We start from the raw sequence: 24,260 nt of genomic DNA, 5'->3' as shown, positions 1-24,260 counted from the left end.
GCGGTGGCCGGGCCCGCGGACGGGAGCCCCAATTGTTCTCTTTGGGCACGCCACCGCCACCACGGTCGTGACTGCGGTCAGCTGCGGATGTCCTCGGCCAGGATCCGGTCGACGTTGCGCTCCGCCAGGGCGGTGATGGTCACGAACGGGTTCACGCCGGTGCTGCCGGGAACCAGGGCGCCGTCGATGACGTACAGGTTGTCGTAGCCCTTGACGCGCCCGTACAGGTCGGTCGCCTCGCCGAGGACCGCACCGCCGAGCGGGTGGTAGGTGAACCGGTTCTCGAACGCCCGCGTGTCGCCGAACAGGTCGTGGCGGTACACCGTGTTGTTGACCCCGTTGATCCGGTCGAAGTGCACCTTGGCCGCGTCGATCGATGCCTGCCCCTGCTCGGCGGTCCAGTGCAGCTTCGCCGAGTCGGACGCCGCATCGTAGGTGAAATGGCCGCGCGCGGGGTTCTTCGTGATCGCCAGGTACAGGCTGACCCACAGCTCGACACCCGCCGGCATGGGTGCGATCTCGGCGAACACCGGGTTGTCGGGGTCGTCCCAGGCGTCGATTCCCAGCGCGGGCATCCCGGACTGCAGCGTCCCCGTGAGGTCCCACGCGTGGTTGGCGCGCCCGAGCATGACGTTGCCGTTCGGGCCCCAGCCCTGCCCGATCTCCTCGCCGAGACCGGGCAGCGTGCCGGTGTCCCTGGCGCGCAGGAGCAGTTCGGTGGACCCGATGCTGCCCGCACCCAGGAACAGATGCCTCGCGCCCATCTCCCGCCGCGCGACGGTGCCGCCCGTCTCGTCGAGTTCGCGCACCGTGAGCCGATACGTACCGTCGGCGCTGCGGCGGATGTCACGCACCTCCTGCAACGTCTTGATCGTGACGTTGCCGGTGCCCAGGGCTGCGGCGAGGTAGGTCTTGTCGAGCGAGCGCTTGCCGTGGTTGTTACCGAAGATGACCTCGGAGTCGAGCGCGGATCGCGGCACCTCCCCCGCCTCTTCGCGACGCATGTAGTCGAAGTCGTAGACGCTCGGCACGAACGCCGTGCGGTAGCCGGCCTTCTCGGCGTGTTTCCGCGACAGCCGCGCGTACCGATACGAGTCGCAGTCCTCGAACCAGTCCCGGTCGATCTCGTTGACGCCGAGTGCCGCGTTGGCGCGCGGGAAATAGGTGCCGTACATCTCGTCGGCGTCGACGTCGGGAAGGATCTCCTCGAAGTACGACCGCCGCGGCGTCACGGCCATGGCGCCGTTGACCAGGGACCCGCCGCCGACTCCACGGCCGAGGTAGACGGACATGTCCCCGTAGTGCACGCGGTCGAGCACACCGGCGTAGCGCTCGATGTTCGTGTTGATGTCGATCCACAGGAACGACGCGAGCGGCATCTCGCTGCGTTCCTTGAGCCACATGGACCGTTTGTCGGGCGAGAGCATCGGCGAGAAGACCGAACCGTCCGCGGTCGGCGTGTCCCACAGCTGCCCCATCTCGAGCATGACCGTCGGAATGCCGGCCTCGCCGAGCCGCAGCGCCGTCGCCGCAGCGCCGTAGCCCGTGCCGATCACGACGGCCGGGGAGAAGTCCGGCAGGCCGTCACGGCCGTCGGCCGCGTGGGCGGGCCGAGTGGAAATGGTGGTGAGGCCGTAGGCGGCGGCCGAGCTCAGAGCCGCGTACCCGAGGAACTTCCGGCGGGACAACTGTGTCATGGATCGGAATGCTGAACCGCCTACCCGCGAGTAGACAAGCAAAAACGCGAAGACACTTCACATTGACACGGAAGTTCACTCGGTTGACTTAACAACGAGCGCGCGCGGCCTCACCGATACCGACACGAACCTCGAAGCCGGAACACCTCGGAACCGGGGCACGCCGAAACCCGAGCACACCGAAGTCCGAACACGCCGGGTCCCGAACACGCTGAAGTCCGAACACGCCGAGGCCCGACCGCACCGACGCCCGGGCACACCGAAACCCGACGACGCCGAGACCCAAGGACACCGAGACCCGAGGACGTCGAGACCCGAGGACACCAGGAACGGAACGGTCCGGGCATCACACCCGGCCGCCGCCCGGGTCACTTCCTCGCGGTCACCCAGATGGTGATGTCGGCGGTAACGACCGTCCGGCCGGACCGGTCCCGAACGGCGACCGGCACGAGCACCTCGACGCCCTCGTCGCCGCTCTCGGGAAGCTGTGGCAGCTCCGGCAGTTCGGCGACGGCCGTCAGCGACGTCCCCGCCTTCGCGACGTACGACACCGACATCCCCTTCGGAATCCACCGGTGCGTGGCCGGGACCGTCGCCTCCGCGAGCATGCCCATCGCGATCTCGGCGAGATTGCAGGCTGCGATGGCGTGGAAGGTCCCGAGGTGGTTGTGCACGCCCCACCACTTCGGTGCCGCCACCTCGCAGCGCCCCGGCCGCATGTCCCGTACCCGCGGCAGCACCGAACCGAAGTACGGCACACGCAGGCACAGCGCCGCGGAGAACACACCCTTGCCGATCGCCGAGCCGGACAGCTTCCGCCACATCGCATAGGTCGGGTTGATCGCCGGGCTCGCCACATCCTGAGAGGTCATACCCGCATATTACCCGCCAGTAACCGGCCGGTGAGCACGGTGCCGGGATACGGTTCCCCCGTGTCCGAACACTCGATCCTGCTCCTCCGGCACGGCCAGACCGAATGGTCCGCCACGGGCAAGCACACCAGCCACACCGACGTCCCGTTGACCGGCGTCGGCGAGCGCCAGGCGCACGCCGCGGGCCGCACCTACGCCGTCCTGCACGGCGGCACGGCCCCCGCTCTCGTACTGTGCAGTCCGCGGGTACGCGCACAGGACACGGCCCGACTGGCCGGCATCGACGTCGACGAGACCTGCGACGAGCTCGCCGAGTGGGACTACGGCGAGTACGAAGGCATCACGACCGAGCAGATCCACCGCAACGTTCCCGATTGGACACTGTGGACCGACGGCGCACCGAACGGCGAAACCCCCGCTCAGGTCGCTGCCCGCGCCGACCGCGTACTCGAGCGCGCCCGTAAGACGCTGACCGACGGCGACGTCGTGCTCATCGGCCACGGCCATTTCAGCCGGGTATTGATCGCCCGCTGGCTCGGCCTCGACGCCGCGCTCGGGGAGGGCTTCCGCGTCGACCCGGCGAGCATCTCCGCGCTCGGCTACGACCGAGGCGCGCCGCAGATCCGCCACCTCAACGTCCCACCCACCTGAACCGGCACCGACCCGCGGCCCCGCACCTCACACCCGCGGTGCGAAGCTCGAGGTCATGACGATCCGCCGAATCCGCACCGACGACGTCGACGCCGTCGTCGACCTGGTCCACGCGCTCGCCGAGTACGAGAAGGCTCCCGACGAGTGCCACCTGACCTCCGAGCAGCTGCACATCGCGCTGTTCGCGGACAAGCCCGCCCTCTACGGCCATGTCGCCGAGGCTGACGGGGAGGTCGTGGGCTTCGCGCTGTGGTTCCTCAACTTCTCCACCTGGCGCGGCGTGCACGGGATCTATCTGGAGGACCTGTTCGTCCGTCCCGAGCACCGCGGTTCGGGCCTCGGCAAGGCGCTGCTCGCCGCGCTGGCCGCCGAATGCGTCGAGCGCGGGTACGCGCGCCTCGAATGGTGGGTGCTGAACTGGAACCCGGCGAGGGTGTTCTACGAATCGCTGGAGGCCGTGGCCATGGACGAGTGGACGGTCTACCGCCTCACCGACGCCCCGCTGCGGAAACTCGCCGACGAAGCGAGCTGACCTCCCGCCGACCTCACGTCCGGCGCAGCTCGTGAGTTGGGAGCGCCTCAGCTGTCACCGGGTTCGTCGCGTTCACGTTCGGCAGCCCGTCCGGACACGCCGCCGCGCCGGGCCGCCTCATCCTCCGTCTCGTCGGGCCGCTGGCCGAGCACCCACGCGCGCGAGTCCCTGCGGAACAGCAGCACGATCACGGCGACACCGGCGATCATGATCGGCACCCCGAACGCCGACTGGTCCGACGGGCCTGCCGCGTACCAGCCGACACCCACGAGGATCATCGCGACGACGAGGGACGGCGACCGCGCCCAGGTCTTGCCCAGCAGCAGCCCCGTCGCACAGGCCAGCACGGCGACCCCGAGCACGACGTAGTAGCTCACCTCGGCGGCCAGGTCGGGGCTCCTGCCGGTGACCGCGAGCATGATTCCGATCGCGATCAGTGCGATGCCCGGCAATGCCGTCAGCAGCCCCGCGTACCGGACTTCGCGGGGCGCGGGCGAGATCTTGTCGGCGAGCGCCACGAGCGGGCCTTCCCTCGGATGTGACCGTGCGTGAACGGTTTCGATGGTATGCCACCCGGACGGCCGTTTTCCGGTGCCCACCATCGGGACAAGGATTCGAGGTGTCGTCGATGAGCCGGCGGTCGTCCGGGGTGCACTCGTCACGGCGGAAGTCGACACGTTCGCCGACCATGCAGGAGGCAGCAGGCGAGGAGAACGGGCTGACGATTCACCTACGCTGGACGAGTGCGCGCAGTTCTCGTCGTGAATCCGCAGGCCACCGCCACCTCACCGGGAGGACGTGACGTTCTGGCGCACGCCCTCGCCAGTCAGGTGAAGCTCGAGGTGGTCGAGACCGAGCACCGTGGTCACGCGATGACGGTCGCCCGTGCGGCCGCGCGCGGCGAACTCGGGGACGTCGGCCTCGTCGTCGCGCACGGCGGGGACGGCACGGTCAACGAGGTCGTCAACGGCCTCATGGACGGTGCAGGGCGCGCTGCGCGCTACGCCTCCGGAGGCCTGCGCGATGCCCGCGACCCCTCAGCGCACAGGGACACTGCGCACGACGACACGGCGCACAGGGACACGGCGCGCGGAGACGTGGGGCACAGAGACTTGGGGCACATCGTTCGGCCGGAGTCACCGGCCGGCCCCGGTTGGACGTCGCCGGTGCCCGCGCCGATGCTGGGTGTGGTCCCCGGCGGTTCCGCGAACGTCTTCGCCCGCGCGCTCGGCCTGCCCCGCGACCCCGTCGAGGCGACCCACCGGCTGTTGCACGCCGTGGACACCGGCTCCACCCGGCGAGTCGGGCTCGGCATCGCCGACAGCGGAGGCACCGCACGCGCGGAGGACACCACGGGCGCCGTCGCGAGCGGAGCGCGCTGGTTCACGTTCAACGCGGGCCTGGGCTGGGACGCGGACGTCGTCGCAGGCGTGGACGCCAAGCGCGGCAAGCGCACGAGCCCCGCGCTGTACACCCGTACGGCCGTCTCCGCCTATCTGAAGCCGCCGCACGGCAGGCCCGCGATGAGCCTCGAGCTGCCCGGTGAGGATCCGGCGGACGTGCGGACCGTGTTCGTCTCCAACACCGACCCGTGGAGCTACCTCGGTTCGCGCCCGGTGCACCTGAACCCGACCAGCTCGTTCGACACCGGACTGGGGCTCTTCGCATTGCGCGGGATGGGTATGGCGACGGTGCTGCGCTACCTCAGGCAGGCCTTGCACCAGGGCAAACACCGAGGTCGACGGCTGATTCGCCATGACGACGTGTCATCCGTCTGCGTGAAAGCCGAAAAACCCGTAAACTTTCAGGTCGACGGAGACCTGGTCGGAACGCGCACCAGGGTGGAGTTCCGGAGCGTCCCACGGGCGCTCACCGTCGCGGTATGACTGGTCGCAGCCGGTGAACAGCAACCAGCTGATCACCTCCGGCAAACCCCGGTTGCCGCTTATCGACGCTGAGGCTCCACTCGCCGCAAAGTTCGGTCGACGGGCGGCGTTGCTGAAACGCAAAGCCGCAGGTCAGATCGGCGTTTTGCGGCCGTGACCTGACTCACCGATCCGCCGAAAACACTTGTCGAAGCCCGGGACTCGTGAAAGCATTCACAAGCACCCCGAAAACGACCGCCAAGACGACGTTGGCGCGGCACCCCCGCGTCTTGAGAAGGAGCTCAAGAATGGACTGGCGCAACCGCGCGGCCTGCCGAGACGAGGACCCGGAACTCTTCTTCCCCGTGGGGACGAGTGGCCCCGCTCTCTCGCAAGTAGCCGCCGCGAAGGCAGTATGCCACCGCTGCACTGTCGCTTCCGACTGCCTCGCCTGGGCCCTGGCCAGCGGCCAGGACGCCGGTGTGTGGGGCGGCATGGACGAGGACGAGCGTCGTGCGCTCAAGCGTCGCCGCGCACAGGTCGGTCAGCACAGCAACGCCTGAGCAGACCGTCGCAGGCAATACGACCTGCCTTTTGCCCGGATTGACGTAAATACTTTTACTGGGGCCGTGGCAAAAGGTTTGAGGGCCGGCATCCCTATTCGGGTGCCGGCCCTCAAGCGTGTCCGGGGCAGGTCGGGCGAATGCATTCGGCTGCCCGGTTACCGCGAATGTGCGCGGTTTCCGGCGGCGTCGTCGAGCGCGTTCTCGCGCCGTTCCAGCAGTTCCCTGCCGCCGATGTCGTGCCTGCTCACCGGCTACGGACTCACGCCGGAAACGCCCGGCGGCAGAAATCCGGACGCTTTCGCGGAATCCGATTCAGCCGCGACGGTTGAGCGGCACCCGTAGCGTTGCCTCGGTGCCGCCGTCGCTGCCGCCCCGCAACGACAGCGACCCGCGCAGCTCGGATTCCACCAGCGTCCGCGCGATCTGCAGCCCGAGTCCGTCGGCGCGCTCCAACGAGAACCCGGGTGGCAGGCCACGTCCGTCGTCGCGAATGGCGATGTCGAGCCGTCCGGCCGACCTGTCGACCGCGATCTCCACCTCGCCGGCCTTTCCCGGTTCGAACGCGTGCTCCACGGCGTTCTGCACCAGTTCGGCGACCACCATCACCAGCGGCGTGGCGATATCGGCCGCGACGACGCCGAACGAACCGCTGCGCGAGAGCTTCACGTGCGCTTCCGCGGTGGCGACCTCACCGACCATCGGCAACACGTTGTCGAACAACTTGTCGAGATCGACCTTCTCGTCCACCGACATCGACAGTGCCTCGTGGACCATGGCGATCGACGACACGCGGCGCACCGACTCGGTCAGCGCCTGCCGCGCCTCGCCACTGGGCGTCCGGCGGGACTGCAATCGCAACAGGGCGGCGACGGTCTGGAGATTGTTCTTCACCCGGTGGTGAATCTCGCGGATCGTCGCGTCCTTCGACATCAGCGCCCGGTCGCGGCGCTTGACCTCGGTCACATCGCGGGCGAGCACGAGCGCACCGGCCGGCCTTCCGGCAGGGCGCAGCGGCAGGGCGCGGAACAACGCGACGGCGCCGCGACGCGACTCCGCCTCCGCGCGCGTGCTCGGCTTGCCCGCAATGGCATCGAGGATGCGGTGTGAGATCTCGGTCGCGTCGAACGGGTCGCGGATCAGGGATCGCGTCAACGGTGCCAGCCGCGCACCGATCAGATCCGACTCGTACCCCATGCGGTGGTACACGGACTGGCCGTTGGGGCTGGCGAACACGACCGTGCCGTGCTGGTCGACGCGGATCAGCCCGTCACCCACCCGCGGGCTCGTGTGCACGTCGGTGCCGCCGTCCGGGCTCGGATACGTACCGTCGGCGAGCATCTGGCACAGGTCGGCCGCGCTTCCCAGATAGGCGATCTCGAGCGGGCTCGGCACCCGCGGCGACGCCAGGTTCGTGTCGCGGCTCAGCACGGCGACCGCCCGGTCGCCGAACCGCACCGGGATCGCTTCCCTGCGCATCGGCAGGTCGTTGTACCAGTGCGGTTCCTCTTCACGGCACAGCCGCAGCTCCCGCGCGGCCCGCGAGAGCTGCGGATGCTCCTCCGGGGTGAACCGCGTGCCCACCACGTCCTCGACGTGCGCCGTCGGACCGGTCGTCGGCCGCACCTGCGCGACGCACACGAAGTCGCCGTCCCCGCCCGCGACGGGAACCCACATGAGGAAGTCCGCGAACGACAGATCCGCCAGCAACTGCCATTCGGCCACCACGAGTTGCAGATGGTCGACCGCCTCGCCCGGCAGGCCTGTGTTGTCGGCGAGCAGCTCCGCAAGTGTGGACATCGGTTATCGACCACCGCACATCGTCAGGATTCGTACGCGGACCGGTCGTGATCCGCTCTGCCATACTCCCACCCGGCCCGCCCGGCTCCCACCTGTCGGCAGCAGGCATCACAGCCGACGGCCTCCGGCGGGAGCCTTCCCGCCCAGCCGAAGGGACCGCGGAGCCTACATGCGACACTGGAGTCAGCAAGTCATGGAGGAATGAACATGTCGAAGCGTGCACGTAAGCGCCGCGATCGCAAGAAGAACAAAGCGAATCACGGCAAGAAGCCCAACTGCTGATCCGCCGCCCCGAGCGGCCGTCAGCAACGGCGAAGACCCCGGCACTTCCGTGGAAGTGCCGGGGTCTTGCTGTGCTATGGGTGCTGTGACCGTGTCATGGGTGCTGCGACGTCATGAGTGCCGTGACGGGGCCCGTGTCGCGGAACACGACGTCCGCATCGGCTCCGGTCAGGCGCCGTCGGAGCCTCCGCGGATCTGCTCGATCGTCAGCTCCGTCTCGCTGAGCCGCACACCGCCGCGTTCCTCGACGGTCCTGCGGATCGACGCCCGCAGCCGCTCCTTGAGGTCCACCGGCGCCTGCTCCCCGCCACACTTGCGGTGCAGCAGCTGCTTGATCTGGTCGTCGATGCCGTACTCCTCGAGGCACGGCGGACAGTCCTCGATGTGCTTGCGCAGCTGCGCGTCACGTTCGGCGCTGCACTCGCGGTCGAGCAGCAGGTAGATCTCGGCGAGCGCCTCGTCGCAGCACACGTCACGGCCCTGCTCGGGCTTGTGGTCCGGATGTTCCAGGGTGCTCATCGGCCCGCCACCTCCCGCGTCGCGTTCGCGGGCCGGATGAAACCACGGTCGGTGGCGACGTCGGCGAGCAGGTTCCGGAGCTGGCTGCGACCACGGTGCAACCGCGACATCACGGTGCCGATCGGCGTGTCCATGATCTCGGCGATCTCCTTGTAGGCGAAACCCTCGACGTCGGCGAGGTACACCGCCAGCCGGAACTCCTCGGGCAGCTGCTGCAGCGCCGCCTTCACGTCCGTGTCGGGCAGCTTGTCCATGGCCTCGACCTCGGCCGACCGCAGTCCCGTCGAGGTGTGGCTCTCCGCCTGGGCGATCTGCCAGTCGGTGATCTCCTCGGTGGGCTGCTGCAACGGCTGCCGCTGGCGCTTGCGGTAGCCGTTGATGAACGTGTTGGTGAGGATGCGGTACATCCACGCCTTGAGGTTCGTGCCCTTCTTGAAAGAAGAGAACGCCGAGTACGCCTTGAGGTAGGCCTCCTGGACGAGATCCTCGGCGTCGGCGGGGTTGCGGGTCATGCGCAGCGCGGCCGAGTACAACTGGTCGATGAGCGGCATCGCGTCCCGCTCGAACCGCGCGATGCGAGCCTGCTCGTCCTCGGGGCTCTCGGCCTCCGCGGCACGGTCGGGCACGGCCGTCGCCGTCTCGGCGCTCGGTCGCTCGGTTGTCTCGGCGGTTGCGGGCTCGGCAGAGTTCTGCGTGCTCGGCAAACCGTTCCCTTCCAGATCGGTGGCCGGGTCGACGATGATCTCGGCGCTCGTGCTGTGCCTCTCACGCCGGCTTCGGGTCCCCGCCACCGACGGCACATATGTCTCGTTCGAGGATACGCCTCGGGCGCTCTCGGGTCTGGTCAGAATCGTCGGCACACCCCCTGCAACGACGACCCTCGATCGGGTATTCCCACCCCCGGCGGCTGCGTTCCGCGGGTCGCTTAGCCTGCACCTCATGGCGGGCAAGGGGACACCGGCGACGGCACTGTTGGCCAAGCGCGAGTTCGAGCACAGACTCCACACCTACGAGCACGACCCGCGCCACGAGTCGTACGGACTGGAGGCCGCCGAAGCGCTGGGGGTCGAACCGGAGCGGGTGTTCAAGACGCTCGTCGCGACCGTCGACGGCGCGCCGACCGTCGGGGTCGTGCCGGTCACGGGCCAACTCGATCTCAAGGCGCTCGCCGCAGCCACGGGCGGTAAGAAAGCGAAGATGGCCGACCCGACCCTGGCGCAGCGGGCGACTGGTTACGTCGTCGGCGGGATCTCACCGCTCGGCCACCGCTCGCGGCTGCCGCTCGTCGTCGACGCCTCCGCCGAGACGTTCACCACGGTACTGATCTCGGGCGGCCGCAGGGGCCTGGAGATCGAACTCGCCCCGGCCGACCTCATCGCGCTGACTGCAGCGACCGTGGCATCTATCACGTTCTGACTCACCCGTGCGGGTGAGCACTCCGTAGGGCTATCGGTCGGCATGCAGAGCCCGTGGGCCGGTCATGGTCCGTCTCAGGACACGAGCGGGCGGGTCACGCGGGCAAGCCACTCCGAAGCCGCCCGCGCGACGCCGTCGAGGTCGGCCTTCAGGCTGTGATCGCCCTGCACCATGACGATCTCCCGGTGCGGTCCCGCCACCGGCCTGCCGAACGAATCCTTCTCCCCCTGCACCACGAGGGTGGGTACCCGGACGCCGTCCAGCTCGGCCTGCCTCGACTTCTCCGGCTTGCCCGGCGGGTGCTCGGGGAAGGCGAGGCACAGCACCGCATCCGCCTGTCCCTGCTCGGCGGTCCGGCACGCCACGCGCGCTCCCGACGACCGCCCGCCGAACACCAGCGGCAGTCCTTCGAACCAGCGGCCGGACAGCTCCTCGACGACCGCCAGCCACGCCGCGTCCAACTGTTTCGCGGGCGCAGGCGCCTTCCGTCCGGCCACGCGGTACGGCTGCTCCACGAGCGCCACGTGCACACCCTGTTTCCGCGCCGCTCCGGCGACGGCGACGAGGTCCGGCGCGTCGATCCCGCCTCCCGCACCGTGTCCCAGCAGCAGTCCCGCGCCGGCCTCGTCGGCGAGGTGCAGTTCGACCCGCGCCGGGCCGTGCGGCGTGTCCACCTGCGCCGTGGTCATCGCGCACCCGGCACGTCGAACAGGGCGGCCTCCGAGGCCGCCGCACCCTCGCCGTCGAGCTCGACCGCCTCGTCGGCGCGGTCGAGCAGCTGCGGGCCGTTGTTGCGCACGTTGTTCACCAACGTCGACACCGGACGCAGCTCGAGCGTGTCGACGACGTCGAGGCCCGGCGGTTCCAGCAACGACGTCGCGTCCGTGCGGTCGGGGTCGAGCCAGTCGTGCCAGCGGTCCGGCGGCATCAGCAGCGGCATCCTGTCGTGGACCTCGACGAGCCGGCCACGCGCCTCCGTGGTGATGATCGAGCACGTCACCAGCGGCGGAGCATCCGGATCGCCCTTCGGGTCACGCCAGGTCTCCCAGATGCCCGCGAACGCGAGCGACGATCCGTCCCCGCTGGTCATGAAGAACGGCTCTTTCGGCGCCTTCTTCTTCGGCTGTCCGTCCGGAACCGGCCCGACCTTCCACTCGAACCAGCCGTCGGCCGGGATCAGGCAGCGGCGCCGCGACAGTGCCTTGCGGAACGCGGGCTTCTCCGCCGCGGTCTCCGCACGCGTGTTGATCATGCGGTTGCCGATGGCGGCGTCCTTCGCCCAGAACGGCACCAGACCCCAGCGCAGCACCCGCAGGGCACGCTCGGCCGGCGCGTCGGCGTCCACGTTGCCCTCGGCGTCACGAGGGTGCCGCTCGACGACACCGACCACGTTCTTGGTCGGTGCGACGTTGTAGTTCTCCGCGGGTGCGTGCCCCTCCGTGCCGTCGGCCGCCTCGAACTCCTGCATCAACGCGGCCGGGCTCTTCGTGGCGGCGTAACGGCCGCACATGGCGTCTCCCTGTGTTCGTCGACGGACTCCTCACCCAGCGTGGCACGCCTGCCGACCCCGGGCGAGGCCGATGAGGGATCATTACCCACCGACGAGCCCGGCGGCAACGCCGTGCGCCGCGGCGGCGCGGGCTCGATCCTCGGTAGGTGAACCGGCAGGAAGGTGAACGTCCGTGGCCCGTGGCGACTGGCGCAGGCTCGACGAGAGCGACGTGCACGTGCGCCCCGGAAAGAGCACCCGTCCGCGCAGCAAACGCCGCCCCAGCCACGCCGACGCCGTACCCGCGATGGTCACGTCGGTCGACCGCGGCCGCTGGCGGTGCGCCGTCGAGTCCGATCCGGACCGTGCCATCACCGCCATGCGCGCCCGCGAGCTGGGCAGGACGCCGATCGTCGTCGGCGATCGCGTGCAACTCGTCGGCGACGTCAGCGGCAAACCCGACACGCTCGCGCGGATCGTGCGCGTCGAGCAGCGCTCCAGTCTGCTCCGGCGCACCGCCGACGACACCGATCCGTACGAGCGGGTGGTCGTCGCCAACGCCGAGCAGCTGCTCATCGTCACCGCACTCGCCGACCCGCCGCCGCGCACCGGGTTCATCGACCGGTGCCTCGTCGCCTGCTACACGGGTGGACTCGACCCGGTGCTGTGCCTGACGAAGGCCGACCTCGCCTCCCCCGACCAGCTGCTGGCCGAGTACGCCGACCTGGCGGTACCCGCCGTCGTGACCAGCCGTGACGGCGACATCGACGACCTCGTCGAACGGCTGGCCGGCCGGGTGTCGGCGTTCGTCGGGCATTCCGGCGTCGGCAAGTCCACGCTCGTCAACCGGCTCGTGCCGGAGGCGGAGCTCGCGACGGGCGAGGTCAGCGCGGTCGGCAAGGGCAGGCACACGTCGGTGAGCGCAATCGCGCTGCCGCTGCCCGGTGACGACGCGGGCTGGGTCGTCGACACCCCTGGGGTGCGTTCGTTCGGACTCGCACACGTCACGGCCGACGACATCGTGGGCACGTTCAGCGGATTCGCCGAAGCCGCTGAGGAATGCCCTTCGGGCTGCGGCCACCTCGGCCCGCCCGCGGACCCGGATTGCGCGCTGGACGACGTCGAGGGAACCGGCGCGCGGCTGGCTTCCCTGCGGCGGCTGCTGGCCTCCCGTGCGGGCCTCGAACCGTGACGAACCGCGACGGCTGAATCACGCGGGGTCGTGCAGGCCGTGACCTCCTCGCGTCGAGGCACCCGCGAAGCGTGGCACAGGCCACGGAACCGCTACCGTGATCGGCACATCGAAGTGGAAAGCGGCGCAGCAGCGCCTGCATCGACGATTTTGGGGATCTCACATGCGCAAGACCTCTCTGGTCGCCGGGTTCGCAGCCCTGGTGCTCACCCTGTCGGCCTGTGGTGGCGGCGACGACAACGCCGCTGGTAACGGCGGCTCGGGCGACGACGGTAACGGCAGCACCTCGGTCGGCAACCTGTTCAAGGACGCCAGCACGCTGGCCGACGCCGCCTCGCAGAGCACGTCCGAGAAGAAGACCGCCAAGTTCGACGGGACGATGTCGCTCGGCGGCCAGGACATGACCTACAAGGGCGAGGGCGAGTTCGGCAGCGAGCCGAAGGTCAGCATGACCATGTCGATGCCCGGCGGCGGCCAGGAGATCGAGACCCGGATGATCGGCCAGACCATGTACATGAACATGGGCGGCACCTGGATGAAGGGTGACATGGCCGAGCTCGGTCAGGGCGGGGCGCAGAGTGCCGAGATGAACGACCCGACCAAGATGCTCGAGTTCGCGCAGAAGGCCGGCGAGATCACCGACAGCGAAGAGACCACGCTGGACGGCGAGCCGACCACGCACTACACGCTCGACCTCGACTTCGCGAAGCTCGCCGAAGAGGTCGGCCAGATGACCGGCGCCAACAAGGCCATGTTCGACGGCGTCGAAGCCACCATCCCGATGGAGATCTGGCTCAACAGCGAAGACCTGCCCGTCAAGGTCACGATGGACATGAGCGAGATGATGAAGCAGGTCGCCGAGAAGGCAGGCGGCAACGCCTCGCAGATGGCCCAGGGCGGCATGACCATGGAGATGAACTACACCGACTGGGGGACTCCGGTGAACGTCGAGGAGCCTCCGGCCGACCAGGTTCAGGAGATGCCATCGAGCGGCATGCCGAACTGACACACCCCTGCCGGTCTCCGGCGTCCGACGAGCCCCGGGCTTTCGCCGTCGCGCGAAAGCCCGGGGCTTTCGGCTGCGCAGGGGCCGCCTGCAGGTCGAGCTGAGACCGAGACCGGTCAGCCCATGTGCGGGTAGCCGATCGACGTCGGCGCGTCGAACGTCTCCTTCACCGATCGCGGGCTGGCCCAGCGGAGCATGTTGAACATCGACCCGGCCTTGTCGTTCGTGCCCGAGCCACGGCTGCCGCCGAACGGCTGCTGCCCGACGATCGACCCCGTGGGCTTGTCGTTGACGTAGAAGTTGCCGGCCGCGTGGCGCAGCGCGCGGTGCGCCTGGCCGATCGCCGCGCGGTCGTCGGCGAACACCGCGCCCGTCAGCCCGTAGCCCGCCGTCGTGTCACACAGCTCCAGCGCCCGCTCGTACTCGGCGTCGTCGTAGACGTAGACGGCGACGATCGGGCCGAAGTACTCGGTCGACATCACCTCGTGCCGTGGGTCCGTCGTCACCAGCACGGTCGGGTCGACGAAGTAGCCCACCGAGTCGTCGCATCCACCGCCGACGAGCACCTCGAGTGCGGCGTCTCCGTCCACACTCGACAACAGCTCGCGGTGCTTGGCGAACGCGCGCCCGTCGATGACCGCTCCGCCGAAGTTCGACAGGTCGGTGACATCGCCGTAGGTGACGCTGCGGGTCAGATCAGCGACGCGGTCCCGCAGTCCGCCTTCCCACAGCGAACGCGGCAGGTAGGCCCGTGAGGCAGCCGAACACTTCTGACCCTGGTACTCGAACGCGCCGCGCACGAGCGCAGCCGCGACCTTGTCGGAGTCCGCGCTGGGGTGGGCGACGATGAAGTCCTTGCCGCCGGTCTCCCCGACGATCCGCGGGTAGCAGCCGTAGGAGTCGAGGTTGTCGCCGATCGTGCGCCACAGTTTCTTGAACGTCGCGGTCGAGCCGGTGAAGTGCAGGCCCGCGAACCCGGCATCGGTCAGGGCCACGTCGCTGACGGCCTGTCCGTCGCCGGTGACCAGGTTGATCACACCCGGCGGCAGACCCGCCTCCTCGAACGCCCGCATCGTGTAGTGCGCCGCGAGCTGCTGGGTCGGTGTCGGCTTCCACACCACCGTGTTGCCCATGAGAGCCGGCGCGCTCGGCAGGTTGCCCGCGATCGCGGTGAAGTTGAACGGCGTGATCGCAGTGACGAAGCCGTCCAGTGGCCGGTACTCCATCCGGTTCCACACGCCGCGCACCGAGTTCGGCTGCTCAGCCAGGATGCGCCGGGCGTAGTGGACGTTGAACCGCAGAAAGTCGATGAGCTCGCATGCCGCGTCGATCTCGGCCTGCTGGATCGACTTCGACTGGCCCAGCATCGTGGCGGCGTTGATCGTGGCGCGGTAGGGCCCCGCCAGCAGGTCGGCGGCGCGCAGGAAAACGGCGGCCCGCTCGTCGAACGGCAGCTCGCTCCATTGCCGGGCCGCGTCCTTCGCCGCCGTCACCGCATCGCCCACGTCCTCACGCGTGGCCTGCGCACTCACGCCGAGCACATGGCCGTGGTCGTGCGGCTGGACGACGTCGAACCGGTCACCGCCCGCCATGCGGCGTTTCCCGGCGATCGTCTGGGTCAGCTCGGCCTTCTCCCCTTCGAGTTCGGCCAGCCTGCGCTGCAGACTCTCACGTTCGGCACTGCCGGGGGCGTACGTGTACACAGGCTCGTTCGCCGGCACCGGTACGGATGTCACGGCGTCCATGGTGGTCATGACGCTCTCCTCTGCTGCCTTGTGGGCGGTTTCCTCTGGTGCCGATTCTGCCGCCGCACCGGGCCGTGAGGGGAGAACAACCGCGACATCCGTTCGGTGCGCATCCGCCTGCGCCGGCGCCGGGTACGGCACCGGACGGCCCGCGGTCACGGCGAGTCGACAGGCGCCACCGTGCGTCAGCGCCCATGTGAGGCGAGGCCCTCGGGAGTGGAGCGGGCCCAGGGCGCGCGGCAACCCGCCCTGAGGGTCGGCGGTCGGGTGACCGGCGGGAGGAACACGCAATACAGCCCCGGCGGGCCCAACGCGGTCACCCGAGCGGCACCGGGCACCGGGCGGTCACAACAGCTCGAGGAAGAACGGCACCTCCTGCGGCGCGTACCAGGCGAGCTCGTGGTCCTCGGCCTCTCCCAGCACGAAATCCGCGTCGAGATCGCCCAGGTCGGCCCGGTCGATCGCATCGGCGGCGGCCACCACGGCTTGTTCGGCCTCCACCGCGTCGACGTGGACCGCGGCGATGTCGTCCAACGTCACCGAACCGGCGACGCGCACCACGGCGCTGTCCAGGTCGGGCCGCGGCGTGACGTCGGATTCCTCGACGTCCGCGGCGATCACCACCCGGCGAGGCGGCTCCTTCTCGTCGATCCCCGACCCCGAGTCCTGCTCGGCGTCGTCGTGCGAAGCCAACAACCGCAGCGACGCCCTCGCGGCGTCGAGCAGCGCGGCGTACTCGAGCTCCTCGTTCGACCCGCTGACGTACGCCTCACGCAGCGCAGGGGTCAGCGAGAACGCCGTCCCCCGCACGGGGGCCAGTTGCCCTTCGGAGACGAGATGCCGCAGCATGCCGATCGTCGCGGGCACGTACACCCTCACCATTTGTTACCCCTCAGCTCTTCCAGCGACTCCTCGATCATGTCGGCGAGGACGTCGACGTCATGCATGGCCTTCCGGTCACCGTTCAGTCCGAAGTAGACGTCACCCTGGTACGAGGTGACGCCCACCGCGAGCGATTGATCCCGCCCGAGTGGAAGCACCGGGTAGATCGCCGACAACCGTCCCGGACCCGCGTACAACGATTCCTGCGGGCCCGGCGTGTTGGCGATGAGCACGTTGAACCCGCGCCGCGGCAGCGAGCCGGCGACCCGGGCGGCGAGCGCGTTCATCGTCGCGGGTGCGAATCCTCCCATCTTCACCATCGTCCTGGCCGTCACCGGCCGGTCCGAGCCGAACTGCTCGGCCATCTCGTGGGCCACGTGCTGCAGCCGCAGCATCGGGGCGGGCTCGCCGACGGGAAGGTCGATCAAGTACGGAACCAGCCTGCTGGTGGTCAGTTCCGCCGGGGAGAACTCGGCGTCCTCGTGCTGTAGCGCCGTGGGCACCAGTGCCCGCACCGAGGCCGATGGCGGCACGTGCTGACCCCGCGATTCGAGCCATTTGCGCAGCGCACCCGTCAATACGGTGAAGATCACGTCGTTGACGGTGCAGTCGCGGGCGGCCCGGATGAGCTTGAAGGAGTCCAGGTCGGTGCGGACACCGGCGAACACGCGCCCGCCCGAGACGCGCGAGTTGAGCCGCCGCGCCGGCCCGGTGCGGGCCGGGGCCGTGGCCGACCGTGCGGCCGCTGCGAACGAGCCCGCCGTCCGTGCGGTCCGGCCGAGACCCGACACGACGTCCTCCGCCAGGAACCGCACGTTCCTGGCCAGCTCGGCGGGCCTGGTCGCGGCGTCGGTGATCGCATCGGTGACGAGCCGCGACCAGCCGGGCATGCGCCGCGGCGTCCACTCGCCCTCGGCCGGTGTCCGGTCGGCGGCGCCCTCGTCGAGCAGCACCTGGGCAAGGTCGACCGTGCGCGCACCGTCGACGAGCACCTGATGCGCCTTCGTCACCAACGCGACACGGTCACCTTCGAGGCCCTCGATGTAGTACGCCTCCCACAGCGGGCGTTCCCGGTCCAGCGGCCGCTGCATCAGGCGGGCGACCAGGTCGAACAGCTGGTGGTCGCTGCCGGGAGCGGGCAACGCCGACCGGCGCACGTGATAGCCGAGGTCGAAGTCGACGTCGTCGGTCCACACCGGCGGCGCCAAGTGCCCCGGCACCGGCAGCAATCGTTTGCGGTAGCGCGGCAGGTAGTCGAGTCGCTGCCCGATGACCTGCATCGCCGTATCGAAGTCGAAATCACCGCTTCGGCGCTCGAACACGGCCACGCTGCCGACGTGCATCGGCGTCGAGGGCTGTTCGCCGTACAGCAGGGCGGCGTCCAGCGCAGGCAGACGGTCGGGCATGCCCCGATCCTGGCACAGAGACCCCGCCGGGCACGTGGAACACTCACGAGCGTGACCGACCCGAACGCCGTATCGCCGAAGGACCGGTTCTTCACCGTCTACGGCCGCAAGCCCGTTCTCGAAGCACTCACCGACCCGGAGCTCGAGGTCGACAAGGTGATTCTCGCCGACACGGCGCGGGGCGCCGCCGCATCGGAGATCCGCAGGGCGGCGACCGACGCGGGGGTGGCGGTGCAGCACGCCAGCGCACACCGGGTGAAGGTGCTCGCCGGCAACGGCAAACAGGACCAGGGCGTGCTCGCCGACGTCGTCGCCCCGCGCATGCGACCCCTCGCGCAGGCCCTGGCCGACCGCAACCCGCCCTCGCCGCTGCTCGTGCTCGACGGCATCACGACACCCGCCAACGTCGGCATGATCCTGCGGACGGCCACGGCGGCGGGACTCGGCGGCATCGTCGTCCCGCGCAGGGGCGTCGCCGCACTCGACCCGCTCGTGGTCAAGGCCTCGGCCGGGGTCGCGTTCCGCGCACCCGTGCTGCGTACCGGCACCGCGCTCGACGCGGCGGAGCAGCTCACCGACGCCGGCTTCGCCGTGTACGCGCTCGGCTCCACGGACTCGACGTCGACCGATGCGGCCCACGGCACCGGCGAGTCGCTCTTCGATGCGGAGCTGCCGGCCCGGTCGGCGTTCGTACTGGGCGGCGAGACCGAGGGCGTGGACCCCGACGTCGCGGGTTACGTCGCGAGCTGGCTGTCGATCCCCATGCCCGGTGACGTCGAATCGCTGAACGTGTCGGCCGCCGCGGCCGTGCTCTGCTTCGAGCTGGTGCGCCGCGGCCACGCGGGCTGAACAAGCCTCCCCCGCAGGGTCAGCACGACAGCGGCCGCCCCGCCACCGCGTCGAACGGTGCCGGGGCGATGCCGGGACCGAACGGGTCAGAACGGTGCGTCGGTCGAGGGTTCGCGGGGCGTGCCCGCCCGCAGGTCGGGGAACAGCGCCAGCAACTCGCCGATCGTCTCCGCGACGCTGCTGTGCCGGATGCCGACCATCCCCGCCGCGACGGCGCCCCACACGTTGCCCGGGGCGTCGTCGACGAAGACGCACGCCTCCGGTGGCACACCGAGCCGCTCCGCCGTGAGCAGGAAGATCTCGGGCTCCGGTTTCATGACGGCGACCTCACCGGAGAACACGAGGTCGTCGAACCGCCCGTGCAGTCGCCGCCGTACGGACCCGCCGCCGGCCGCGTTGGAGAGCAGTGCGGTGCGCACCCCGTGATCCCGCGCGATGTCCACGAGCTCCAGCAGGTTCTCGCCGCCGCTGTCGGTCAGCACGCCCGCGTAGTCGAGCACGATCCCGCTGAGCGTGCGGCCGTCGGTATCCGATCCGGTCACACCGACGAGGGTAACCCGACGGCGCCCTAGCCGATCGTTGCGACATTCGCGGACATTTTCTTCAAATACATCAAACCGGGCGTCTTGGGAATCCGTTCCGGCACGGTGAACCTCTATTCCATAGCGGGTCACGACGAGCCCGCAGGAATTGCGAGAAATTACCCAGAGGGGGAAATGAGTATGACTACTCAGACCGACCGTCCGCGCATTCAATCGCTCGACGAGCGCGAGCACCACGGCGCCGGGGCGACCGGCCACGGCGGGTCGGGTGCACTGCCGGACGTCGATATTGCGGCTCTGTTGAGCGGAATCCCGGATCAGCGCACCGGAAGCAGACCTCGCAGGGACCTGTCGAAGAATCAGGTGGAACGGATAATCGGCGCACTTCTGGAAGTGCACGGTGGACTGCGCGCGGTCGCGCAACTGACGCCGTGGCTCTCGTCCGAACTCGCCACCCGAATGCGCGACGACACGCCGCGCAACCGGCCACGATATCAACTGCAATCGGCACATCTGTGCCGGTCGGCCGACGATTCTCTCGAAGTCGCGGCGACCGCACGGGCGCGGGCGCGAACCGTGGCGGTGACAGCACGCTTCGAACGCCGCGACCGGCAATGGCGCTGCAGCCAGTTCGCCGTCCTCGACCCGCGGACGGCCTGACACACCGCCGGGCCAGGGCGCACGTCCCGCCGAACCACGAGTGGGGCCTGTCGGGAACCGTTCCCGACAGGCCCCACTCGAGGCCATGGTGCATGGACGCAGTGACCAGTTCAGCCGAGCGGACGGCCGATCAAGCGATCAACCAAAATCCTTCACTTCTTGGCGGACTTCTTGTTCTTCTTGGCTTCCTCGCGTGCGGCTGCGCGGCGTTCGCGCCGGCTGCCGCCCGCTGCGGAGTTCTTGGGCTTGTCCGCACCGGTGCCGCGGGCCTCGACACCGCCGTCCTCCGACGGTCCCGAGTACGTCAGTGCCTGCGGCGCGGCGGCGCCATCGAGCCCCTTGCCCTGCAGTGCGGCCGGTTCGGCCGCCGGCTGCGGCGGGGCCGGCTTCGCGTGCCTGCCCGACCGCGAACCGCCCCCCTGGTTCGAGGCCTGGCTCGACCCGGCGCCCTGTGCGGCGCCGGAGACCGGTGCCTCCGCGGCCGCGGGCGCCTCGGCCTGCGGCTGCTGCGCCTCGACCTGGAGGTTGAACAGGAAGCCGACCGTCTCCTCCTTGAGGGACTCGAGCATCCCGGAGAACATGTCGAAGCCCTCGCGCTGGTACTCGACGAGCGGGTCACGCTGCGCCATCGCGCGCAGGCCGATGCCCTCCTTGAGATAGTCCATCTCGTAGAGGTGCTCGCGCCACTTGCGGTCCAGCACCGACAGCACGACGCGCCGCTCGAGCTCGCGCATGGCGCCCTCGCCGACCGTGGTGTCGAGTTCGGCCTCACGCGCCTCGTACGCAGCGGTGGCGTCCTCGAGCAGCAGTTCCTGCAGCCGTTCGGGACTGAGGTCCTCGTCTTCCTCGACCAGCTGCTCCCAGTCCAGCGACACCGGGTACAGCGTCTTCAGCGCCGTCCACAGCTGTTCGAGGTCCCAGTCCTCGGCGTAGCCCTCGGACGTGGCGCCCTTGACGTACTCGCTGACGACGTCGCGGAGCATGTTCTGCACCTGCTCGCGCAGGTCCTCGCCCTCGAGCACCCGGCGACGCTCGGCGTAGATCACCTTGCGCTGCTGGTTCAGCACCTCGTCGTACTTGAGGACGTTCTTGCGGATCTCCATGTTCTGCTGCTCGACCTGCGTCTGAGCGCTCTTGATGGCCTTGGTGACCATCTTGTGCTCGATCGGCACGTCCTCGGGCAGGTTGAGCCGGTTCATCACCGTCTCGACCATCGCGGCGTTGAACCGCCGCATGAGCTCGTCACCCAGCGACAGGTAGAACCGCGACACACCCGGGTCACCCTGCCGGCCGGAACGGCCGCGCAGCTGGTTGTCGATCCGCCGCGACTCGTGCCGCTCGGTACCCAGGACGTACAGACCGCCCGCGTCGCGGACGGTCTCCGCCTCGGCCTTCACGCCCGCGGTGACCTCCTCGAGCACCTTCGGCCATGCGGACTCGTACTCCTCGGAGTTCTCGACCGGGTCGAGCCCGCGCTCACGCAGGGTCTCGTCGGCGATGATGTCCGGGTTACCGCCGAGCACGATGTCGGTACCGCGGCCCGCCATGTTCGTCGCGACCGTGACCGCGCCGCGCTGACCCGCCTTCGCAATGATGAGCGCCTCGCGATGGTGCTGCTTCGCGTTGAGCACCTCGTGCGGCACGCTGAGCTTGAGCAGCAGCTTCGACAGGTGCTCCGACTTCTCGACACTGGTCGTGCCGACCAGCACCGGCTGACCCTTCTCGTGCCGCTCGGCGATGTCCTCGGCGACCGCCTCGAACTTGGCCTGCTCGGACTTGTAGATCAGGTCCGACTCGTCGGCACGGACCATCGGCCGGTTCGTCGGGATCTGCACCACGCCGAGCTTGTAGGTCTGGTGGAACTCGGCCGCCTCGGTCTCGGCGGTACCGGTCATACCGGAGAGCTTCTCGTAGAGGCGGAAGTAGTTCTGCAGCGTGATCGAGGCGAGCGTCTGGTTCTCGGCCTTGATCTCGACGCCTTCCTTGGCCTCGATCGCCTGGTGCATGCCCTCGTTGAAGCGCCTGCCCGCAAGGACGCGGCCGGTGAACTCGTCCACGATGATGACCTCACCGCTGCGGACGATGTACTCCTTGTCCTTGTTGTAGAGCTCCTTCGCCTTGAGGGCGTTGTTGAGGAACCCGACCAGCGGCGTGTTGGCCGCCTCGTAGAGGTTGTCGATACCGAGCTGGTCCTCGACGAACTCGACGCCCGCCTCAGTGACACCGACCGCGCGCTTGCGCTCGTCGACCTCGTAGTGGGTGTCCTTCTGCATCAGCGGCGCCATGCGCGCGAACTCGACGTACCAGCGCGACGACTGGTCCGCGGGACCCGAGATGATCAGCGGCGTCCGCGCCTCGTCGATCAGGATCGAGTCGACCTCGTCGACGATGGCGAAGTTGTGCCCGCGCTGCACACAGTCGTCGAGGCTCCACGCCATGTTGTCGCGCAGGTAGTCGAAACCGAACTCGTTGTTCGTGCCGTACGTGACGTCGCAGTCGTAGGCCTCCTTGCGCTGCGACGGCGGCATGTCGGCGACGATCGAGCCCACGCTCACCCCGAGGAAGCGGTGCACCCGGCCCATCCACTCGGCGTCACGTTTCGCCAGGTAGTCGTTGGTCGTGACGATGTGGACGCCCTTGCCGGAGATGGCGTTGAGGTAGACGGCCATCACCGAGGTCAGGGTCTTGCCTTCACCGGTCTTCATCTCGGCGACCTGGCCGAGGTGCAGTGCGGCACCACCCATCAGCTGCACGTCGTAGGGGCGCTGCCCCAGGACCCGGTGGGCGCCCTCACGTGCGACCGCGAACGCTTCCGGGAGCAGGTCGTCGAGCGACTCCCCGTCCTCCTGATGCCGCTTGCGGAACTCGTCCGTCTTGGCCGCCAGCTCGGCGTCGGAGAGGCCTGTGACGTCGTCTTCGAGGGTGTTGATGTGCTGAGCGATACGGCTGAGCCGCTTCACCATCTTGCCCTCGCCCGCACGGAGCAGGCGGTTCAGAAGCATCCGGGTCGACCTCGCTAGTTGGTTCGGTTTCTCGTGCGCCACCCCGGCCCGCGCCTGGGCAGCCGAGTCCGCCGCGCGGCGGCCGGCGTTTCGCACACACCCGCGACCACGCAGCAATGCCCATCGTAGGGAATGCGCAGGCCCGTGCGCACACGGCTCGGCATGCGAGTGCGCCGGGTGCGACGAAAGTGCCGTTCCGGGCTCACATCGATTGAACACCGCCCGGCCTGCGCCGCACACGACCGCGGCGGCACCAGCACCCCGGCGCGCCTCCGCCTGATGGCTCCGGGCTCCGGGCTCCGGGCTCCGGGCTCCGGGCTCCGGGCATGACGGTGGCCCGCGCACACCTGGTGTACGCGGGCCACCGTTGGGCGCATGGCCGGCCGGATCAGCCCAGCCGGATCACGCCGTAGTCGAATCCCTTCCTGCGGTAGACGACGCTCGGCTTGCCCGCGTCGGCGTCGTTGAACAGATAGAAGTCGTGCCCGACGAGTTCCATCTCGGAGAGAGCCTCGTCCACGGTGATCGGTTTGGCCGAGTGCTGTTTCTCGCGCACGATGCGGCCGGGTTCGTGGTCGTCACCGATATCGCCTCGGTCGTCGATCGCCAGATCGTCGAAGCCGTCGTCGAGCCGCTGGGACGGGAGCCTGATGGCGCCGTCCGCGCTGACGGTGTCCGCTGCCGACGACATGACCGCGCCGTTCATGTCCTCGGTCTCCATGGGTGCCTCCATGACGGCGGTCGTAGCGCCGCCGGACCGGCCGTCGGCCCCGCCCGCGGTGGCCTCTGCAACGGATTCCGGAACGCGCCGTCCGTAATGCACCTTTCTACGGTCGTGTGCCCGACGCATCCGATTCTCGAGCTTACTCACCGCGGCGTCGAGCGCGGCGTAGAAATCGCCCGCGCTTGCCTCCGCACGCATGGCAGGTCCCTTACCCCTACCCGTGATTTCCACACGCTGGCAGTTCTTGGATTGGCGTCGATTGCGCTCGTGGAAAAGCTCCACCTCGTAGCGGATGACTTTGCGGTCGTATCGTTCGAGCCGGTCCAGCTTCTCACTCACGTGCTGCCGGTAGTGCTCCGGGACCTCCACGTTGCGGCCCTTGACGACGATATCCATACGCGACCTCCCTCGCAGAATGCGAGTCCATTGCAGCGAACACCGGCACCGGGGAGAAGAAATCGATCATGCCTCATTCATGAGACGTGTTGATCAATTTCGGGGATTTCAGCTTTCCGCCGGCGCCAGGGACATTTACTGGCCACCTCCCTGCTGCCGGGAATTGCTGT

24 protein-coding genes are annotated in these 24,260 nt (G+C 69.1%); 10 read left to right on the top strand and 14 right to left on the bottom strand.

The window, feature by feature from the left end:
* Positions 1 to 77 precede the first annotated feature (77 nt).
* Both FB384_RS14185 and FB384_RS14180 read right to left on the bottom strand, forming a co-directional pair.
* Positions 78 to 1,697: a GMC oxidoreductase gene (locus FB384_RS14185; RefSeq protein WP_183783378.1), complete on the bottom strand. Its 1,620-nt coding sequence runs from the start codon at positions 1,695 to 1,697 to the stop codon at positions 78 to 80.
* A 368-nt stretch (positions 1,698 to 2,065) separates the two neighbouring features.
* Positions 2,066 to 2,569: a hotdog fold domain-containing protein gene (locus tag FB384_RS14180; protein WP_183783376.1), complete on the bottom strand. Its 504-nt coding sequence runs from the start codon at positions 2,567 to 2,569 to the stop codon at positions 2,066 to 2,068.
* Between the two features lie 60 nt (positions 2,570 to 2,629).
* Between FB384_RS14180 and FB384_RS14175 the strand changes: the two genes are divergently transcribed.
* Both FB384_RS14175 and FB384_RS14170 read left to right on the top strand, forming a co-directional pair.
* Complete coding sequence (locus tag FB384_RS14175; protein WP_183783374.1) at positions 2,630 to 3,220, top strand: histidine phosphatase family protein; 591 nt, start codon at positions 2,630 to 2,632, stop codon at positions 3,218 to 3,220.
* Between the two features lie 55 nt (positions 3,221 to 3,275).
* The gene (locus FB384_RS14170; RefSeq protein WP_183783372.1) at positions 3,276 to 3,752 is read left to right on the top strand and encodes a GNAT family N-acetyltransferase; all 477 of its coding nucleotides are present in this window, start codon (positions 3,276 to 3,278) and stop codon (positions 3,750 to 3,752) included.
* A 47-nt stretch (positions 3,753 to 3,799) separates the two neighbouring features.
* On the opposite strand, the gene FB384_RS14165 is transcribed toward FB384_RS14170, so the two are convergent.
* Complete coding sequence (locus tag FB384_RS14165; protein WP_183783370.1) at positions 3,800 to 4,270, bottom strand: hypothetical protein; 471 nt, start codon at positions 4,268 to 4,270, stop codon at positions 3,800 to 3,802.
* A gap of 225 nt (positions 4,271 to 4,495) precedes the next feature.
* Here FB384_RS14165 and FB384_RS14160 point away from each other — a divergent pair, with 225 nt between their 5' ends.
* Together FB384_RS14160 and FB384_RS14155 are read left to right on the top strand one after the other, a co-directional pair.
* Positions 4,496 to 5,638: a diacylglycerol/lipid kinase family protein gene (locus FB384_RS14160; RefSeq protein WP_183783368.1), complete on the top strand. Its 1,143-nt coding sequence runs from the start codon at positions 4,496 to 4,498 to the stop codon at positions 5,636 to 5,638.
* 287 nt (positions 5,639 to 5,925) lie between these two features.
* Positions 5,926 to 6,180: a WhiB family transcriptional regulator gene (locus FB384_RS14155; RefSeq protein WP_183655860.1), complete on the top strand. Its 255-nt coding sequence runs from the start codon at positions 5,926 to 5,928 to the stop codon at positions 6,178 to 6,180.
* 315 nt (positions 6,181 to 6,495) lie between these two features.
* Here FB384_RS14155 and FB384_RS14150 read toward each other — a convergent pair whose 3' ends face one another.
* On the bottom strand, positions 6,496 to 7,980 hold the full coding sequence (locus tag FB384_RS14150; protein WP_183783366.1) for a sensor histidine kinase: 1,485 nt from the start codon (positions 7,978 to 7,980) through the stop codon (positions 6,496 to 6,498).
* Between the two features lie 207 nt (positions 7,981 to 8,187).
* Between FB384_RS14150 and FB384_RS27510 the strand changes: the two genes are divergently transcribed.
* Complete coding sequence (locus tag FB384_RS27510) at positions 8,188 to 8,262, top strand: 50S ribosomal protein bL37 (protein WP_369299109.1); 75 nt, start codon at positions 8,188 to 8,190, stop codon at positions 8,260 to 8,262.
* A gap of 168 nt (positions 8,263 to 8,430) precedes the next feature.
* Here FB384_RS27510 and rsrA read toward each other — a convergent pair whose 3' ends face one another.
* On the bottom strand, positions 8,431 to 8,781 hold the full coding sequence (gene rsrA, locus FB384_RS14145) for a mycothiol system anti-sigma-R factor (protein ID WP_183783364.1): 351 nt from the start codon (positions 8,779 to 8,781) through the stop codon (positions 8,431 to 8,433).
* Positions 8,778 to 9,485 carry a sigma-70 family RNA polymerase sigma factor gene (locus FB384_RS14140; protein WP_183785542.1) on the bottom strand — a complete coding sequence of 236 codons (708 nt, stop codon included), beginning with the start codon at positions 9,483 to 9,485 and terminating at the stop codon, positions 8,778 to 8,780. Before FB384_RS14140 ends, rsrA begins: the two co-directional genes overlap by 4 nt.
* A 235-nt stretch (positions 9,486 to 9,720) precedes the next feature.
* Between FB384_RS14140 and ybaK the strand changes: the two genes are divergently transcribed.
* Positions 9,721 to 10,197 (top strand): Cys-tRNA(Pro) deacylase, encoded by a 477-nt coding sequence (gene ybaK, locus FB384_RS14135; RefSeq protein ID WP_183783363.1) that lies wholly within the window; start codon positions 9,721 to 9,723, stop codon positions 10,195 to 10,197.
* A 74-nt stretch (positions 10,198 to 10,271) separates the two neighbouring features.
* On the opposite strand, the gene FB384_RS14130 is transcribed toward ybaK, so the two are convergent.
* The gene (locus FB384_RS14130; RefSeq protein WP_183783361.1) at positions 10,272 to 10,886 is read right to left on the bottom strand and encodes an alpha/beta hydrolase family protein; all 615 of its coding nucleotides are present in this window, start codon (positions 10,884 to 10,886) and stop codon (positions 10,272 to 10,274) included.
* Positions 10,883 to 11,707: an SOS response-associated peptidase gene (locus tag FB384_RS14125; protein WP_183783359.1), complete on the bottom strand. Its 825-nt coding sequence runs from the start codon at positions 11,705 to 11,707 to the stop codon at positions 10,883 to 10,885. The genes FB384_RS14130 and FB384_RS14125 overlap by 4 nt, the downstream gene beginning before the upstream one ends.
* Before the next feature lie 172 nt (positions 11,708 to 11,879).
* Here FB384_RS14125 and rsgA point away from each other — a divergent pair, with 172 nt between their 5' ends.
* Both rsgA and FB384_RS14115 read left to right on the top strand, forming a co-directional pair.
* Positions 11,880 to 12,878, top strand: coding sequence for a ribosome small subunit-dependent GTPase A (rsgA, locus tag FB384_RS14120; protein ID WP_183783357.1), 999 nt, complete (start codon positions 11,880 to 11,882; stop codon positions 12,876 to 12,878).
* 163 nt (positions 12,879 to 13,041) lie between these two features.
* Positions 13,042 to 13,884: a LolA-like protein gene (locus FB384_RS14115; protein WP_183783355.1), complete on the top strand. Its 843-nt coding sequence runs from the start codon at positions 13,042 to 13,044 to the stop codon at positions 13,882 to 13,884.
* A gap of 116 nt (positions 13,885 to 14,000) precedes the next feature.
* Here the strand turns inward: FB384_RS14115 and pruA are convergent, their stop codons facing one another.
* The 3 genes from pruA to FB384_RS14100 form a co-directional block, all read right to left on the bottom strand.
* Positions 14,001 to 15,629 (bottom strand): L-glutamate gamma-semialdehyde dehydrogenase, encoded by a 1,629-nt coding sequence (gene pruA, locus FB384_RS14110; protein WP_183785540.1) that lies wholly within the window; start codon positions 15,627 to 15,629, stop codon positions 14,001 to 14,003.
* Positions 15,630 to 15,974: 345 nt separating this feature from the next.
* Entirely contained in the window at positions 15,975 to 16,508 is a 534-nt protein-coding gene (locus FB384_RS14105) for a DUF6912 family protein (RefSeq protein ID WP_183785538.1), read from the bottom strand.
* Positions 16,505 to 17,917 carry a WS/DGAT/MGAT family O-acyltransferase gene (locus tag FB384_RS14100; protein ID WP_183783353.1) on the bottom strand — a complete coding sequence of 471 codons (1,413 nt, stop codon included), beginning with the start codon at positions 17,915 to 17,917 and terminating at the stop codon, positions 16,505 to 16,507. The genes FB384_RS14105 and FB384_RS14100 overlap by 4 nt, the downstream gene beginning before the upstream one ends.
* Positions 17,918 to 17,968: 51 nt before the next feature.
* On the opposite strand from FB384_RS14100, the gene FB384_RS14095 reads away from it, so the two are divergent.
* Positions 17,969 to 18,766 (top strand): TrmH family RNA methyltransferase, encoded by a 798-nt coding sequence (locus tag FB384_RS14095; RefSeq protein ID WP_183783351.1) that lies wholly within the window; start codon positions 17,969 to 17,971, stop codon positions 18,764 to 18,766.
* Between the two features lie 86 nt (positions 18,767 to 18,852).
* On the opposite strand, the gene FB384_RS26515 is transcribed toward FB384_RS14095, so the two are convergent.
* A complete protein-coding gene (locus tag FB384_RS26515) occupies positions 18,853 to 19,308 on the bottom strand; it encodes an HAD-IA family hydrolase (protein ID WP_258935540.1) in 456 nt (151 codons plus the stop codon).
* A 105-nt stretch (positions 19,309 to 19,413) separates the two neighbouring features.
* On the opposite strand from FB384_RS26515, the gene FB384_RS26510 reads away from it, so the two are divergent.
* On the top strand, positions 19,414 to 19,968 hold the full coding sequence (locus FB384_RS26510) for an Rv3235 family protein (RefSeq protein WP_221212733.1): 555 nt from the start codon (positions 19,414 to 19,416) through the stop codon (positions 19,966 to 19,968).
* Between the two features lie 152 nt (positions 19,969 to 20,120).
* On the opposite strand, the gene secA is transcribed toward FB384_RS26510, so the two are convergent.
* Positions 20,121 to 22,970 (bottom strand): preprotein translocase subunit SecA, encoded by a 2,850-nt coding sequence (secA, locus tag FB384_RS14085; protein ID WP_183783349.1) that lies wholly within the window; start codon positions 22,968 to 22,970, stop codon positions 20,121 to 20,123.
* Positions 22,971 to 23,358: 388 nt separating this feature from the next.
* Positions 23,359 to 24,090 carry a ribosome hibernation-promoting factor, HPF/YfiA family gene (gene hpf / locus FB384_RS14080; protein WP_183783347.1) on the bottom strand — a complete coding sequence of 244 codons (732 nt, stop codon included), beginning with the start codon at positions 24,088 to 24,090 and terminating at the stop codon, positions 23,359 to 23,361.
* Between the last annotated feature and the right edge of the window lie 170 nt (positions 24,091 to 24,260).

Source organism: Prauserella sediminis, from assembly GCF_014195435.1.
GTDB classification, from domain to species: domain Bacteria; phylum Actinomycetota; class Actinomycetes; order Mycobacteriales; family Pseudonocardiaceae; genus Prauserella; species Prauserella salsuginis.
This window is presented reverse-complemented; position numbering and strand designations above follow the sequence as displayed.